The sequence below is a fragment of the Vreelandella maris genome (assembly GCF_013371085.1).
GTDB lineage: Bacteria > Pseudomonadota > Gammaproteobacteria > Pseudomonadales > Halomonadaceae > Vreelandella > Vreelandella maris.
Genome location: NZ_JABWCV010000009.1, coordinates 1 through 13,891, shown reverse-complemented (window position 1 = coordinate 13,891; position 13,891 = coordinate 1). Strand labels below are relative to the sequence as shown.

Here is a 13,891-nt window from a genome sequence, read left to right as displayed (position 1 = left end):
CTCCTGGTTGGTCAGGGTAGTGATCTCTCTAGTCGTTTGGCATCGTCTTGAATCGACATAGCCTAAGCATTTTTTTATGGGGAATTTTCGAGCTCTGCCAATCGCCTGTTCAGAAACCGTTTTTCTGGCTCCAGAGTGGCCAATAGTAACGCTTGCTGATAGGCGTTACGTGCGGCCTCATACTGGCCTTGGCGGCGCAGTAAATCTGCTTTTGCGGCATGAAAGAGATGATAGCGGCTTATTTGCGGGTGATGGGCGATGTCGTCGAGTAACTTCAGGCCGGTGTCAGGTGCACCATTCATGGCAATGGCGACCGCACGATTCAGCGCCAGGATGGGGGATGGAAAACCTCGGCAGAGGACATCGTAGAGCCTGACGATACGCCCCCAATCGGTCTGCTCGGCGCGGCTGGCCTGGGCGTGTACGGCGGCAATCGACGCCTGAAGGGTGTAGTACCCGGTAGGGGTGAGCGCCAGCGCCTGTTCCAGCCACGCTATGCCGACGTGGATATCCTCTTGGTGCTATAGGCGTCTGTCCTGAGCATCCAATGTCACCAGTTCTCCGTCGTTATCCTGGCGCGCATCCCGGCGGGCATTGTTAAGCAGCATCAAGGCCATCAGCCCAAATACCTCACCCTGGGGCAGTAGCCGTGCCAGCTCATTGCCCAGTCGCATGGCTTCTTGGGTTAGGCTGATATCGACCACGCTGGCGCCCGTGCTGCGTGAGTAGCCCTCATTGAAGACCAGATAGATAACTTGGAGCACATCGGGTAGGCGCTCGGGTAACTCTTCCTGGGTAGGCACGGCATAAGGAATATGCGCATCGCGAATTTTACGTTTGGCTCGTACGATACGCTGAGCCAGCGTCGGAGGCTTCATCAGTAGCGCGCTGGCTACTTGCTCAGTGGTCAAACCGCATATTTCGCGAAGCGTCAGGGCAATCCGTGCTTCCATGCTCAAACTTGGGTGGCAGCAGGTAAATAGCAGCCGCAAGGCGTCGTCTTCGATAGCCGTTAGCTCAAGATCCAGCGTCTCTTCTGTAGGTAACCGCTCTGTGGGTAATAGCAAGTGAGCCCGACGGCGAGCAGTACTGCGCTGGCGGATTTGGTCGATTCCGCAGTGGTAGCCGGTGCGAATTAGCCATGCCGTGGGGTTATCAGGTTTGCCGTTAACTGGCCACTGTTGAACAGCCGCCATAAAGGCGTCCTGCATGGCTTCTTCGGCCAGCTCAAAATCCCCCAGCAGGCGTATCAGCGTCGCCTGCACGCGCCGGGAGTGCTCACGATACAGGTCATCAATGGATGCAGGTTCAGTACTCATCAAGGGAGATCCGTAAGCTTTATCTCAAACGTAGCGCATGGTTTCTCCGTTGACTTGTTTTTTGGGAGGGAGGCGTTCAATCCCCTGTGCGTTTCCCCGTGGCGCTGTTGAAAGGATGCAGCGCGTCCCGGGTCACAAAAAATCGCAGGGTTTCGCCTTCGGCGACCGGCGGCTGGCCCGACACGCGGATGACCGTGGGCTGGTCGCTATCGGCGAGGGTCACGTATAGGTGGCTTTCGGCACCGGCGGCTTCAAACAGCGCAAGCGTAGAGTCGACAATCAGATGCGGCGCTTCGGGGGGAGCCAAGTGCATATCGTCCGGGCGAATGCCGACGATATCGGTACCTTCTGGCAGGTTATCCAGCAGGCCGTTGGCACCCTGGGCTTTTAGGTAATCCACTGGCAGCATGTTCATGGCGGGCGAACCGATAAACCCGGCGACGAACATGGTGGCAGGGCGGGCGTAGATCTCCATGGGCGTGCCCACTTGCTCAATCTGACCCGCGTTTAGTACCACTAAGCGATCGCCTAAGGTCATCGCCTCTAACTGGTCGTGGGTCACGTACAGGCTGGTGGTTTTCAGGCGCCGCTGTAGCTGCTTGATCTCCACGCGCATCTGCACACGCAGTTTGGCATCCAGGTTGGAAAGCGGCTCATCAAGCAGGAAAGCCGCTGGGTCGCGCACCAGGGCGCGGCCCATGGCCACCCGCTGGCGCTGTCCGCCGGAGAGCTTGCGCGGTTTGCGATCCAGAAACTCTTCGATCTCAAGCATTTTGGCGGCAACGCGCACGCGCTTCTCAATCTCATCTTTTTTAAAGCCGCGGTTTTTCAGGCCATAGGCGAGATTGTTGTACACCGTCATATGCGGGTAGAGCGCATAGTTCTGGAACACCATGGCGATATCGCGCTCGGCGGGTTCGAGTTTATTCACCACCCGATCGCCGATTTTTAGCGTGCCTTCCGTGATGGTTTCCAACCCCGCCACCATACGTAGCAGGGTAGATTTTCCGCAGCCCGAAGGCCCGACCAGTACTACGAATTCACCGTCTTCAATGTGTAAGTCGATGCCTTTTACCGCATTCACGTTGCCGGTGTAGGTTTTCTTTAGCCCTTCCAAGGTAATACTGGCCATGCTTATTTCTCCGTTTCGGTCAGGCCTTTCACGAACAGGCGTTGCATAAACAGAATCACTAATACCGGCGGCAGCGCTGCCATTACCACTGCGGCCATCACCAGGTGCCATTGTGGGTTCTCTTCCGAGGTCATGCGCTGGATGCCCATCACAATGGTGGTGTAGTCGGGGTCGGTGGTGATCAGCAGCGGCCAGAGGTATTGGTTCCAGCCATAAATAAACATGATCACAAACAGCGCTGCGATGTTGGTCACGGAGAGCGGCATCAAGATGTCTTTAAAGAATTTGAACGGCCCGGCGCCGTCGACCCTGGCGGCTTCGAGCATCTCTTCGGGAATGGTCATGAAGAACTGTCGGAACAGAAAGGTCGCGGTGGCTGAGGCAATCAATGGTATCGACAGCCCGGCAAAGCTATTGAGCATATTAAGGTCCGCGACCACCTGAAAGGTGGGGATAATGCGCACCTCAACCGGCAGCATCAGGGTGACGAAGATCAGCCAGAAGAAGAACATCCGAAAACGGAAGCGGAAGTAGACAATCGCAAAGGCGGAAAGTAGCGAAATGGACAGCTTTCCCACGGTGATGGCCATGGCCATCACAAAGCTGTTCCAAAGCATCAGCGCGGCAGGCGGGGAGTTCGCTGACGATATGCCCGATTGCCACATTTGGGTATAGTTTTCGATCCCATGGCTGCCGGGCAGCAGCGGTAGGGTGCGCATTAACTCACCCGGCGCCTGGGTCGAGGCCACCAGGGCGATATAAACCGGAAAGACCACCAGCGCGACGCCGATGATTAACACGGTATGGGCGAAAAAATTGGCCCATGGGCGATTTTCAACCATGACAACACTCCAACGAGGCCGATTTAATAGTACGTTTGTTAATAGTTCACGCGCCGCTCAATAAAGCGGAACTGAATCACAGTGAGCACCACTACAATCACCATGAGGATCACCGACTGAGCTGCGGAAGAACCCAAATTGAGGCCTACAAAGCCATCGGCGTAGACCTTGTAAACCAAAATATTGGTCGACTGAGCCGGTCCACCTTGGGTAGTGGCGTGAATAATGCCGAAGGTATCGAACATGGCGTACACCACGTTCACCACCATCAAGAAAAAGGTCGTGGGCGAAAGCAGTGGGAAAATGATCGTCCAGAAACGCTTGAAAGGGCTGGCGCCATCAATCGAGGCTGCCTCAATGAGCGATTGCGGAATAGACTGTAGACCCGCCAAAAAGAACAGGAAGTTGTAAGAGATCTGCTTCCAGGCTGCGGCAAGAATGACCAGCAGCATGGCGTCGCTCCCCGAGTTTCGGTGGTTCCACTGGTAACCGACCATTTCCAGCATATAGGGCACGATGCCGATGGAAGGGTTGAAGATAAACCACCACAAAACACCGGCAATCGCAGGCGCAATGGCGTAGGGCCAAACGAGGAGCGTGGTATAGGTGCTGCGTGAACGAATCATCCGGTTCACAGTGCTAGCCAGCAGTAGCGCCACCGACATTGATACCAGCGTGGTGCCAACAGCGAATATGGCGGTCACCGACATCGAATTGAGGTAGCTACCGTCGCGAAACAGACGGGCAAAGTTTTCCAGGCCCACAAACGTAGAGCGCAGCCCAAAAGCGTCTTCACGCAGTAGCGATTGGTACAGCGCTTGGCCCGCAGGCCAGATAAAAAAGATCAGAGTAACAATTACCTGGGGCGCCAGCAGCGCGAAAGGCAGCCATCGCCCTGGAAACGTCATGCGTTTAGTTTGCATGGGCAGCTCGCATGTAAACGAAAGCGCCGCCTACCCTAAGGGAAGGCGGCGAAGTAAGTGCTTATTTACTGATTGGCGGATTCAAAGTCACGCAGCAGCGCATTGCCGCGCTCTACCGCGTCGTCTGCGGCTTCCTGACCCGATTTACCACCGGTCATTACGGCTTCCATCTCTTCGGAAATGATGTCGCGAATCTGTACGAAGTTACCAAAACGAAGGCCTTTCGAGTTCTCGGTCGGCTCGTTGAGCGTCATCTGCTGCAGAGAAATATCCGCACCGGGGTTCTCTTCGTAGTAACCCTGCTCTTTGCTCAAATCCCAAGCGGCTTGGGTGATGGGTAAGTAGCCGGTCTGCTGATGCCACTCTGCCTGTACTTCAGGCTGAGAGAGGTACTCAAAGAAAGCGGCAACGGCTGCATACTCTTCATCGCTGTGGCCTTGAAGTGCCCAAAGCGTAGCGCCACCGATGATCGAGTTCTGCGGTGCGCCTTCTACGTCGTCGTAGTAGGGCTGCATGCCAAAGCCGACTTCAAATTCTGAGTTGGCGGCGACATCGGCGCGGGAAGCAGAAGAGCCAAAGAAAATCGCACAGTCCTGGGAATAGAACATCGGCTCGGAATCCGGGCCGGTCCCGGGGCCTGCCCAGCGGTAAATGTTCTCTTCCTGCCAGTCGTGTAGGTTATCCCAATGGCGGGCGACCAGCTCATTGTTGAAATTTAGCTCGGTCTCCATGCCGCCAAAACCGTTTTCCAATGTGCCGAGCGGCGAGTTATGCATGGCGGAGAAGTTTTCCAGCATTACCCAGCTAGGCCAAGACGAAGTGAAACCGCAGCTAGCCGCCCCGGATTCGACGATTTGACGAGAGGCCTCGGCCAGCGCTTCCCAGGTTTCGGGCGGCTGTTCAGGATCGAGGCCCGCTTCCTCAAATACGTCGCGGTTGTAGTACATAATCGGCGTAGAAGAGTTGAACGGGAAAGAGAGCATGTTGCCATTGGTGTCGGTGTAATAACCGACCACGGCGGGCAGGAAGGCCTCATTATCGAAAGCGCGACCGTGCTCTTCCATCAGTTCATATACTGGGTAGATGGCGCCTTTGGCGTTCATCATGGTGCCGGTACCAACTTCAAACACCTGCAGGATATGTGGCTGTTCGTTTGCACGGAAAGCGGCAATGGCACCGGTCATGGTTTCGGCATAGGTGCCGCGGTAGCTGGGCGTGACCTGGTACTCGTCTTGGGACTGGTTAAAATCCTCGGTGATGCCTTCAAGGATTTCACCGAGCTGGCCGCCCATGGCGTGCCACCAGCTAACTTCCGTTGCGGCCTGGGCGGATAAGCTTAGGCTGGCAGTCGCCACCCCAACAGCAAGCGCGTGCAGTGATAAACGAGACATAACAGCTCCTTGTGGGCCTGAACTTAATCAGGTGTGCAGTGTGTTATTAAGTTTTATTGGATGCACTGAACAGTAGAAAGTGACGATGACGTTTTGATGAATGCGAGGTGAACACGCGATGACATTCACGGCTAATGACGGGGAGTAGGCGAAGTATCGGGAGGGTGTTAGGGTTAGCGACAAGCAATTTTGAAAAGAGAACATAATGCCTCACGCTATCGCTCTACTCGAAAAACTGGTTGCCTTTGACACCACCTCCAGCGAATCCAACTTGGCGCTGATTGAGTATGTTGAAGGCTATTTGGCCGAGGTTGGCGTTAGCGCCGAGCGGGTGATGAGCCCCTGCGGCACCAAGGCCAATTTGATTGCAAGAATCGGCCCAGATGCCCCAGGTGGGGTAATGCTTTCCGGGCATACCGATGTGGTGCCGGTGGCAGGACAGCCTTGGTCGAGCGATCCCTTCACCCTGCGCGACGGTGATGATGGGCGGCTCTACGGGCGGGGTACCTGCGATATGAAAGGTTTTATCGCCTGTGTCTTGTCGATGGTGCCTAACTGGGTGAAAGCGCCTCTGCAGCAGCCCATTTATCTTGGCTTCTCTTACGATGAAGAGATCGGCTGCGTGGGGGCGCCCAGCCTTATTAAGCGCTTTTACGAGCACTACTCCACCACCGCCCATGTGATTGTTGGCGAGCCCACCAGTATGCAACCTGTGGTCGCGCAGAAAGGCGCTACCAACCTGCGCACTACGGTGACTGGCCAGGAAGCTCATAGCAGCCAAGTGAATCAAGGCACCTCAGCCATTCACGTGGCGGCAAGACTCGTCACCTTTATTGAAGACACCATGGCGGCGTTGGTCGAAGAGGGGCGAGTTGATGAAGCTTTTAACGTGCCTCACACCAGCCTACATGTGGGTAAAATCAAAGGCGGAACGGCCATCAATATTATGGCGCGGGAGTGTCAGTTCGAGTGGGAGATTCGTCACCTGCCGACCGATACTTTTGACGAGATATATGCGCGCTTTGAGGCGTTTTGTGAGCAGCTAACCGGCGAGCTCAAGGCCAAAGGCAAGCACGTTGACATCACCACCGAGCCCCTTAACGTCACAGTGCCGGGGTTGGCGGATCGCGATAACGACCGAGTACTTCGCTTGGCTAAAGACCACTTGCCCGCCGCTTGCTGTAACCATGCAGTGGCTTACGCTACAGAAGCGGGGCAGTTCCAGGGCCAGGGCTTACAAACCATTATTCTCGGTCCGGGCAGCATTGCCCAGGCGCATCAGCCCGATGAGTATATCGATATTGAACAGCTTGAAGCGTGCGAAGCGTTTCTAACCAAGATGGGCAAAGCACTTGAGAAGCCCGCTGACGCTGGCTAAAAACCGCCCAATAGCCACACAAAAACATCCCACCCGGTTAAAGGGGTGGGATGTTTGGCGTTACCATTTCAGTGCTGAGGATGTTGTTCAAACAGCTCAGCTTTTGCATGGCGCATCACATCTTCGCACGCCTGCTGTTGGGCTAACTGCGTCAACAGGCGCTGAGTTACTTCGAAGCCCTTGCCTAAGCAAGTATCCACTTCCTGTGGGCTAACGGCTGGCGTCACGCGATAATCGATTTTTACCGTGCGCCCGCCGCCTTCCAGTCGATCCGCAACTCCCCTGAGCCGCCACGCGATTTTCTCTTTCCAAGTTGCTGATTCTTCCGCGCCTTCGTTTACGCTAAACGTGCACTGCCATTCCGGTTTAAAGACCTTCATAGGAGAACCTCCAAAAATTTTGGAAAGAATGATCAATCGTGATTCGTACCCCATCGTCTGAATGTATTGCCCTACTACTATATACCTAACGTGGCATGAAAATCGAAACAATAGTGATACACGTCGGGCGACGCGCATAGGATGTATCGGTTAGGCTATAGAAGATGACGTTAAAGAGCCTAAGCTATGACCCGCACGACTGATGTAAGTTGCCCCTGTGGTAGCGATTTAATGCTGACTATATGCTGTGGCCGGTACCATCAAGGCGAGATAGCGCCTACCCCTGAAGCGCTAATGCGCTCTCGCTATTCGGCCTTTGCATTAGGCTTAAGCGACTACCTACTGGCCACATGGCACCCCAGCACACGGCCAGCCGAACTTGGGCCGGATCCTGAAACCAAGTGGAAGAGACTGGTGATTGTGAGCGCCGAGCCAGCGCTTGCGCAGAGTGGTCAGGTGCATTTTCGGGCATTTTTCTATGAACGAGGGCATGGGCGAAAACGCTGGCATGTATTGGAAGAGGTGTCCCGCTTCGTGCACGAGCAGCAGCGTTGGTGGTATGTGGATGGCTCTCCCACGCTTACCCGACTAAAACCCGGCCGCAATGACTCATGCTTATGTGGCAGCGGGGATAAATTAAAGTTATGTTGTGGTGAGTAGGCGCGAATCACTAATAAAAATGAGGCAAAAAATGAGCCCAAAAAAGGGGTTAGCGTTAAGTCATCACCGGGGAAAGGGTGGCTTGCAAAAACGCTTAAGAATGGCGCTTACAGCGTGGATGGGAACATGGCTATGCATCTGGAGCTTTATCACGCTGGCCGATAATCCCTTTCCCGACACCGACATTACGCTAGTCATACCCTTTGGCCCTGGGGGTGCCACCGATGTACTGTTTCGTGACATATCGGCGGAAGCACAAACCTATCTAGATACCGCGATCAATATCGTTAATATTGCGGGCAGTGGCGCGACGCGTGGCTCACAATCTGTCAAAGATGCAGAGGCCGATGGTCATACACTGCTAGGCAGTCACCAAACCATCGACCTTGCATACTTTGCGGAGCTGTCTGCTTATTCTCATGATGCTTTTGCGCCTGTTGCACTACTCACGCGAACAGTGAACATACCCGCTACCTATCCTGGCCACGCTGCTCAACATGCCAGTGATATTCCTGCGTTAGTCGCGGAGCAGGCTGAACCGTTAACGTTTGGCGTAGTCCCTACCTCCACTGACCATTTTTTTTGGCTGCATTTTTTCCAGCAAACGGGTATTGATGCCCAAGATATAGTGTTCATTCATTACCCTGATACTGGATCACAAGTGACCGCATTACTTGCTGGTGAGATCGATTTTGCGATGCTTAACCTGCCCTCAGCGAGTGAGCTGTTCGCTACCAGTGCACTCACGCCGTTGGGCGTGGCAAGTGACGCTAGGTTAACCGCATTGCCAGCAGTACCCACACTACAAGAGCAGGGTATCGAACTGGTGAACACCACTGACAGGGGTGTTTTTGCACCGTTGAATACTCCCCCCGAAAGATTAGCGATACTGGCCAGTGCCTTTGAGCAAGCACTGGCTCAGCCAAAGCTGGCGCGCACTATTGAGCATAGTCATGGCTCCCTAATCGACTATCGTCCGCTGAACGACTATGCCGATTATCTTAACCATCAGTACACGCTGTTAAAGTCGCTGTCGGAAAGCGTCGCGTTTGAACGTTAGCCATCAGTGTCGTGCTAAGTAGGAGTTCCGTAGCACATGCCGATTAAACCCCGTGATTTGGCGTTGGAAACGCTGCTTTTAATGGTCGCTGCCGCGCTACTCTTCATGGGCTTGGCAGGGCTAATGTTTGGTATTAGCGCGCAGTACTCGTTGTTCGCGGTAACCCTGGTGCCTGATGCTGCCGTGGCAACCTTGCTATTAGGTATAGGGCTGTTGGCAGCGTTGCAACATTGGCGGTGGCTACGCCGTCTCAGCGCATGTTTATTGATGGCAATGCTGGTGTATACCCTGGCGCACAATCAATGGGCGGGGGGGGCAGGAAGGCTCATGGTTAACGGGACAGCCGCGTATTACGTCGATAGCCGCCGTGATGCTACTCGCGGTGGCGCTCTGTTTATTGATTGGGTTCGCTACCTTTCGCCGCCGCTGTTTATGGCTGGCGACGGGCCTTATTTTATGGCTCTTTTCAGGCTTAGTCATTGCACGTTTATGGAGTGGCGTCGAAGCAGAGAGCCCGCTTTTTTCATCTTCACCCGTGGCAGTGGTGGTGTTTGCCGTGCTGCTGGGAAGTGCGCTGGTTGCCATTGGGGGGCGTAAACAGCCAGCACCTCTTAATCCAGGACGTTGGGCTATCGTTGCCGCGTTGTCCGGCGTCGCCATCAGTAGCTTTGCGTGGCTACTACTCAGCATGCAGCAGCATGCGGCCACGCAACAACAGGCTATGTATCTACTGGATAATGTACAGCTCAATGCTGAGCAGGCAACGCGTGCCCGTTTACATCAGATGCAGCGTATGGCCGAGCGATTGAACGCAGCAGAAGGCGATGTTGATGCGGCTTGGTTGGTGCCTGATGCGCAGAATTATCTGCGCGATATGCCCAGCTTAAAAGCCATCATGCTACTCAATGAAGAGCGGCAGCTCTTGTGGTCAACCACCCGCACTTTGGATGAGGAAACGTGGTTTCAACAGCAAATCACCAAGCCGCGAGTAAATAACTGGTTGAACGCTCCACTCAGCCAGCCGCGCTTGATGATTCCTGATGCGAGCCAACCTCAGCGGGTATTGATGACTATTTCTAATCAGAGCAGCGGGCAGCAGTTGCTCTCGACGTTTGATATAGCAGAGTTGCTTAACAATGAGCTGCGAATGGCGCTAGGGCCTTTTCAGGTCAGTGTTAATCGTGCAACGAAGCCGCTGCTCGTACTACACCCATCAGGGTTTAGTGCTGATCCCGTTTTAACGCCGGATATGGCGTTGGCATCGCGGCATGCCGGCTTGCCAGGCGGGATTAACCTCACCTTATACGCCTACCCGGGCGCTCATTATAATTGGTATATGATGAGCTTTATGCCAGTCACCGTTGCCATGGGAGGGCTGCTACTCAGCTGGCTATTGGCATTTAGTTTAGGGTTGGTGGGCGTAGGCATCGCACGCGCTAGAGAGTTAACCGCGGCGCAGCTTTCACTGGCAGAGAGCGAACAACGCTATCGCTCGCTTTTTACCTATCATCCTGATGCGGTGTTTTCACTGGATAGCGAAGGCCGCTTTGTTACCGCTAACGCGAGTTGCGTTAACATCACCGGTTATACGCAGAGCGAAATTCTAGATCAGCATTTCACCCATTTTATTAATGCTGACGACAAAGAGCGTGTCGATCAGCATTTTGCAATTGCCATCCAGGAAAAGATTACTCGTTTTGATCTCTCTATTCTTGATCGTAACGGGGAGTCCCATCTTTTAGATGTGATTGCCCTGCCGATTAGCATCAATAACAACGTTGTCGGCATCTACGGCATTGCTCAAGACGTGACTATCAGCCGTGCTCAGCAAACACAATTACGCACCTTGGAGCGCAGTGTTGAAGCGAGTGTTAACGGGGTACTGATCGCTGATGCCAATCTGCCTAATATGCCCATCCTGTATGCGAACAAAGCGTTTACCACCATGACGGGCTATACGCAGGAGGATGTTATCGGTCATAACTGCCGGTTTCTGCAGGGCAGTGGTAGCGATCCTGCCATTGTGGCGAAAATGCGTCGTCACTTGGCTGAACAGCGTGATGTGCACGTGACCCTGTGCAACTATCGTAAAGATGGGACGCCGTTTTGGAACGATTTATATATTTCTCCAGTGCGTGATCAAGAGGGGCGCGTTACCCATTTTGTGGGCGTTCAGCACGATATCTCCAAGCATAAAGCGTACGAAGCGCGGCTGGCTTATCACGCCAGTCATGATGATTTAACTCGATTACCTAATCGTGCGCTCTTTGAAGATAAGCTACTGGCGCAATTTACTCTTTCACAGCAGGGCGAACAGCGATTAGCGGTGCTATTTGTTGACTTGGATGATTTCAAACCGATAAACGATAATCTCGGCCATGCGGTAGGGGATCGGGTATTAATCGAGGTGGCCAGGCGCCTGCAAGCTACCTTAGGGCCAAAGGATACAGTGGCGCGGCTAGGTGGCGATGAGTTTGTGATGCTACTTACCGATATCACAGAAGAAGCGCAGATCGTAGAGCGTGTAGAGTGCATGCTAACGACATTGGCGCGACCCTATTGCCTAGACGGACAAGAGCTTTACCTCACTGCCAGTATTGGCATTGCGCTCAGTCAAGACACTACCCTACAGCCGCAAATGCTGATTCAGCAGGCCGATATGGCGATGTACAAAGCCAAGCAGCAGGGTCGTAACGCCTATGAGTGGTTTACTGAGGCTTTTACCGACTCAGTCAGCGAGCGGATGGTGTTACGCAATGAGTTGCAAGAAGCCATCGAGCGGGAGGCCTTCCAGCTACATTATCAGCCATTGATCGACCAGCGTGGTCAGTTGGCGGGCGTTGAGGCTTTGCTACGCTGGCAACACCCGAGTAAAGGTTGGATTTCACCATCACGTTTTATACCGCTCGCTGAAGCCACCGGCCAGATCATACCGATTAGTGAATGGGTGCTTAAACGTGCTTGCTTAGATATGCAGGCGTTAACCCTAGGCGGGTTGGGCCCCGTTCAAGTAGCTGTTAACCTATCACCCCTTCAATTTAACCGTGCTAGTTTTCTGACCACGCTGCGTCAAACGTTGTTAGACACTGGGTTACCGCCGGAACAGTTATCTTTAGAACTGACCGAAGGAATCCTGATGGATAATACCGAAGCGGCGATTGATACCCTTCAAGCGCTGCGGAGTATGCAGATAAGCGTATCGATCGATGATTTCGGCACCGGATTTTCAAGCTTAAGCTATTTAAAACTCCTGCCGATCAGCACAGTAAAAATAGATCGTAGCTTTATCCGCGAGCTTACCCATAGCGGCGATGATGCCGCCATCGTGCAGGGCATTATTTCCATGGCTCACCACCTTGGGCTAAGGGTGGTAGCGGAAGGCGTCGAGACTGAAGAGCAGCATCTACGCCTAATGTCCTACCAATGCGATATATTTCAAGGTTTTGGGCTAGCGAAGCCAATGCCAATTGAGGCCTTGAAAAACTTTATTGCCTCGCTATCGACCGATTCAATTCCCTATTACGAGACAAACGAGTGACTAGCTTGCCAAGCGAAAGCCAGCTTGCTGAAAATCAGTGGTATGTTTATCTGCTGGAGTGCCGACGCGGTACCTACGCGGGCATTACCAATAACCTAGCGAAGCGCTATCAAGCGCACTGCACAGGCAAAGGGGCACGTTATACCCGTGCGAATCCGCCCGTTGCGCTGCTGGGCGCCGAGCCGTTTGAAGACCGCGCCGCTGCCAGCCGAGCTGAGTATCAGTTAAAGCAGCAAACGCCGAGTCAAAAACGCCGCTGGGCCAAACAGTGGCCTGTTCAGTTAGATGTCCATTAAGGAGCCGGAATGCTGACGTTTTATTCAGAGGGCAGCCGCTTACGCCAAGCGCGTACAGAGCTACATGACGGCGCGTTGGTCACCCCGTTTGAGTGCCCGGAACGCCTGGATTTAGTTCTAAAGCATCTCTGCCATTCTGGGCTTGGCGATATTCGAGCGCCCGCCGCCTACGGGCTGGCACCAGTGCTAGCGGTGCATGATCAAGAGTATGTGACGTTTCTAGCCAACTGCTGGAAAGAGTGGCAAGCGGCTGGGCATGAAGGTGAGGCGATTCCCAATATTTGGCCCGCCCGAACCATGCGCGGTGACCGCATTCCGCAATCCGTTAGCGGCCAGCTAGGCTATTATGCACTGGCGGCAGAAACGTCCATTTCAGAAGGCACCTTTGAAGCCGCGATGGCGAGTAAAGACGTGGCGTTAGGTGCGGTAGAGCATACGCTACAAACCGGCGAACCCAGTTTTGGCCTGTGTCGTCCGCCAGGCCACCATGCTGCGTTTGATCAGTTCGGCGGGTACTGCTTTTTTAATAACGCCGCCATTGCCGCCCAGCGAGCGCTGGATGCAGGCAAGCGCCGGGTCGCCATCCTTGACGTCGATTTTCACCACGGCAATGGTACCCAGCAGATTTTCTACAAGCGTGACGATGTACTGTTTATCTCATTACACGGAGACCCTGAGGTAACCTTTCCGTATTACTTGGGCTACGCTGATGAAAGCGGCGAAGGTAAGGGCGAGGGCTTTAATATTAATTACCCGTTACCGCCGGGTACCAGCGTTAACACATGGATGGCCACACTGGAGCAGGCGTTGGCGCAGATGAAAGCCGCTGAGTGCGAGTGTTTAATCGTATCGCTAGCCCGGATTTCTCACAGGGTATAAAAGAAAGCGGCTGAAAGTGCTATGATTTCAAGAACCTAACCAATCCATCAAGCACCAACAGCCGCTTCCAAAATGGTACCTGAAAAGCTGACC

General features: G+C 53.9%; 11 protein-coding genes and 2 pseudogenes. 7 read left to right on the top strand and 6 right to left on the bottom strand.

The window, feature by feature from the left end:
* Positions 1 to 74: 74 nt before the first annotated feature.
* The 5 genes and pseudogenes from HUO07_RS09340 to ugpB form a co-directional block, all read right to left on the bottom strand.
* Positions 75 to 1,319, bottom strand: a pseudogene (locus tag HUO07_RS09340) (RNA polymerase sigma factor).
* Positions 1,320 to 1,395: 76 nt separating this feature from the next.
* On the bottom strand, positions 1,396 to 2,451 hold the full coding sequence (locus HUO07_RS09335) for a sn-glycerol-3-phosphate import ATP-binding protein UgpC (RefSeq protein WP_176303469.1): 1,056 nt from the start codon (positions 2,449 to 2,451) through the stop codon (positions 1,396 to 1,398).
* A gap of 2 nt (positions 2,452 to 2,453) precedes the next feature.
* Positions 2,454 to 3,293 carry a sn-glycerol-3-phosphate ABC transporter permease UgpE gene (gene ugpE, locus HUO07_RS09330; protein WP_176303363.1) on the bottom strand — a complete coding sequence of 280 codons (840 nt, stop codon included), beginning with the start codon at positions 3,291 to 3,293 and terminating at the stop codon, positions 2,454 to 2,456.
* A 38-nt stretch (positions 3,294 to 3,331) separates the two neighbouring features.
* A complete protein-coding gene (gene ugpA, locus HUO07_RS09325) occupies positions 3,332 to 4,216 on the bottom strand; it encodes a sn-glycerol-3-phosphate ABC transporter permease UgpA (RefSeq protein ID WP_176303362.1) in 885 nt (294 codons plus the stop codon).
* A 65-nt stretch (positions 4,217 to 4,281) separates the two neighbouring features.
* A complete protein-coding gene (gene ugpB / locus HUO07_RS09320; protein WP_176303361.1) occupies positions 4,282 to 5,607 on the bottom strand; it encodes a sn-glycerol-3-phosphate ABC transporter substrate-binding protein UgpB in 1,326 nt (441 codons plus the stop codon).
* 205 nt (positions 5,608 to 5,812) lie between these two features.
* On the opposite strand from ugpB, the gene argE reads away from it, so the two are divergent.
* Positions 5,813 to 6,985 carry an acetylornithine deacetylase gene (gene argE / locus HUO07_RS09315; RefSeq protein ID WP_176303360.1) on the top strand — a complete coding sequence of 391 codons (1,173 nt, stop codon included), beginning with the start codon at positions 5,813 to 5,815 and terminating at the stop codon, positions 6,983 to 6,985.
* 68 nt (positions 6,986 to 7,053) lie between these two features.
* Here argE and HUO07_RS09310 read toward each other — a convergent pair whose 3' ends face one another.
* Positions 7,054 to 7,365, bottom strand: coding sequence for a hypothetical protein (locus HUO07_RS09310; protein ID WP_008957053.1), 312 nt, complete (start codon positions 7,363 to 7,365; stop codon positions 7,054 to 7,056).
* A 186-nt stretch (positions 7,366 to 7,551) separates the two neighbouring features.
* Between HUO07_RS09310 and HUO07_RS09305 the strand changes: the two genes are divergently transcribed.
* The 6 genes and pseudogenes from HUO07_RS09305 to HUO07_RS09280 form a co-directional block, all read left to right on the top strand.
* Positions 7,552 to 8,025 carry a YchJ family protein gene (locus HUO07_RS09305; RefSeq protein WP_176303359.1) on the top strand — a complete coding sequence of 158 codons (474 nt, stop codon included), beginning with the start codon at positions 7,552 to 7,554 and terminating at the stop codon, positions 8,023 to 8,025.
* Between the two features lie 31 nt (positions 8,026 to 8,056).
* Positions 8,057 to 9,085, top strand: a complete 1,029-nt coding sequence (locus HUO07_RS09300; protein ID WP_176303358.1) for a tripartite tricarboxylate transporter substrate binding protein — start codon at positions 8,057 to 8,059, stop codon at positions 9,083 to 9,085.
* 36 nt (positions 9,086 to 9,121) lie between these two features.
* Positions 9,122 to 9,682, top strand: coding sequence for a hypothetical protein (locus HUO07_RS09295; protein ID WP_176303357.1), 561 nt, complete (start codon positions 9,122 to 9,124; stop codon positions 9,680 to 9,682).
* Positions 9,642 to 12,623: a putative bifunctional diguanylate cyclase/phosphodiesterase gene (locus tag HUO07_RS09290; protein WP_340162496.1), complete on the top strand. Its 2,982-nt coding sequence runs from the start codon at positions 9,642 to 9,644 to the stop codon at positions 12,621 to 12,623. Before HUO07_RS09295 ends, HUO07_RS09290 begins: the two co-directional genes overlap by 41 nt.
* Positions 12,620 to 12,919, top strand: coding sequence for a GIY-YIG nuclease family protein (locus HUO07_RS09285; protein ID WP_235272444.1), 300 nt, complete (start codon positions 12,620 to 12,622; stop codon positions 12,917 to 12,919). The genes HUO07_RS09290 and HUO07_RS09285 overlap by 4 nt, the downstream gene beginning before the upstream one ends.
* 9 nt (positions 12,920 to 12,928) lie before the next feature.
* A pseudogene (locus tag HUO07_RS09280) lies at positions 12,929 to 13,774 on the top strand (histone deacetylase family protein); the annotation flags it as partial.
* Positions 13,775 to 13,891: the final 117 nt, after the last annotated feature.